Annotated in this window: 2 protein-coding genes; both read right to left on the bottom strand. The window is 50.2% G+C overall.

The window, feature by feature from the left end:
- Positions 1-1,163: hybrid sensor histidine kinase/response regulator (locus QCH34_RS12240; protein WP_300334546.1), on the bottom strand; the 1,163-nt coding region annotated here is incomplete at its 3' end.
- Positions 1,153-1,659 (bottom strand): response regulator (locus QCH34_RS12235; RefSeq protein ID WP_300334544.1); only part of this gene is annotated, 507 nt, incomplete at its 5' end. The genes QCH34_RS12240 and QCH34_RS12235, both read right to left, overlap by 11 nt.

Here is a 1,659-nt window from a genome sequence, read left to right as displayed (position 1 = left end):
AGTCCAAGACCTGTGTTTTTTCCGAATCCCTGCTCAAAAATGCGGCTCTTTAATGTATCCGGAATGCCTGTCCCGTCATCCTCGATGCTGATTATCAGTTTATCGTTCTCTTCCTCTGCTGTTATCCGGAGTGTTGAGACACCTTCTCCATGCAGAATCGCATTGTCAATGATGACACGAAAGACACGCTCGATCAATGGTTCGGCGTAGATCTCAACATCAGGGATTTCAGAATGAACCTGAATCCCCATTAAATCCATCATCCGGCGTGAGCTTTCAACCAAAGACAGGAGATCCAGCCATTCATGATCCATCATGCCAATCTTCTGGAAATCACGGGTAAACTCGATGATCCCTCCGATACGCCGTGAAGCCTGGCGAATCCTCTCCATCGCCTCTTCAACTGATACTTCTTCTTCTCTCGATTCAGCAAGTTCGAGATAACCTTCGATGATGGTCAGCTGGTTTCTGATATCGTCGCGGGTGATATTTGTCATCAGCTGGAGTTTTCTGTGGGCATCAGAGACCTCTTTCTCCATACGCTGCCGCTCCAGCATCTCCTGATGAAGTTCGTCATTTGTCTGCCGCAGTTCCTCCACATATTCCTGAAGCTGTTCGTTCATCCCATAGAGCTCGTCACGGGCTTCCTGAAGCTCGATATTTTTATTGACGGCTGTTGCATAGGTTGAGAGGAGGATCCGGAGGATCGTTTTTCTGTCTGATTTGATGGTATAGGTCTGTTCGCCGGGAGTGGCAATGATCAGATCCCCATCAAGTACGATCCGTCCGTCTTCAGCGGATTCAAGCATATTCAGGATGGTGTCGAGGAGAGAGACGGGATCGAAGGGCTTGATAATAAATCCATCGGCTCCGCTTGCAAGCCCGCGGATGATGTCCTCGGGATCAAAGAGCTGTGTGACGAGCACAACCGGTATGCTGCTCTTCTCTTTAATCTTCTGGCAGAGTTCATATCCGCCCATTCCGGGCATGATAATATCGCTGATGACGAGATCGATCGTCTCTTCATCCAGTGTCTCCAGTGCAGCCCTGCCATCAGAAGCTACAGAGACGATGAAGCCTTCTCGCTGGAGAATACGGCGGATATACTCGGCCTGGGTCGGGCTGTCCTCCACCACCAGGAGGTGGGTATGCTTATGACTCATGAGGAGCAACCCCCCTGACAACCCTGAGGAATGCCTCCTTTTCAAAGACACTTTTCACGATATATGCATCTGCACCAACATGGATGCCATATTCCTGGTCTTCCTGTGAATCGAGTGAGGTCACAAGCACCACCGGTATGTGGGAGAGTTTCTCGTCACTTTTAATCGCCTCGGTGAGTGCGAAACCGTTGATCTTCGGCATATCAACATCTGATATGACAATATCATACTCCTCCCGCTTAAGCCTTTGGAGTGCTTCTGCCCCGTCAATTGCAGTGGCAACGGTGTATCCGACTTCCTCAAGTATCGATTTGAGGAACTCACGCGAGGTCACCGAATCTTCAACCACCAGTATCCGGCCGCTTTCCGGCTCGGATCTAAAGGGATGCTCAGCTCGTCTCTGGAGTGAAGAGGTGATCAGATCAAGGGGATCGATAACAAGTGCGATCGTTCCGTCATCGAGGATACCCGCTCCGGCAATCCTCCGTACATACCG

Source organism: Methanocalculus sp., from assembly GCF_029762515.1.
In the GTDB taxonomy this organism is placed as follows: domain Archaea; phylum Halobacteriota; class Methanomicrobia; order Methanomicrobiales; family Methanocorpusculaceae; genus Methanocalculus.
This window is presented reverse-complemented; position numbering and strand designations above follow the sequence as displayed.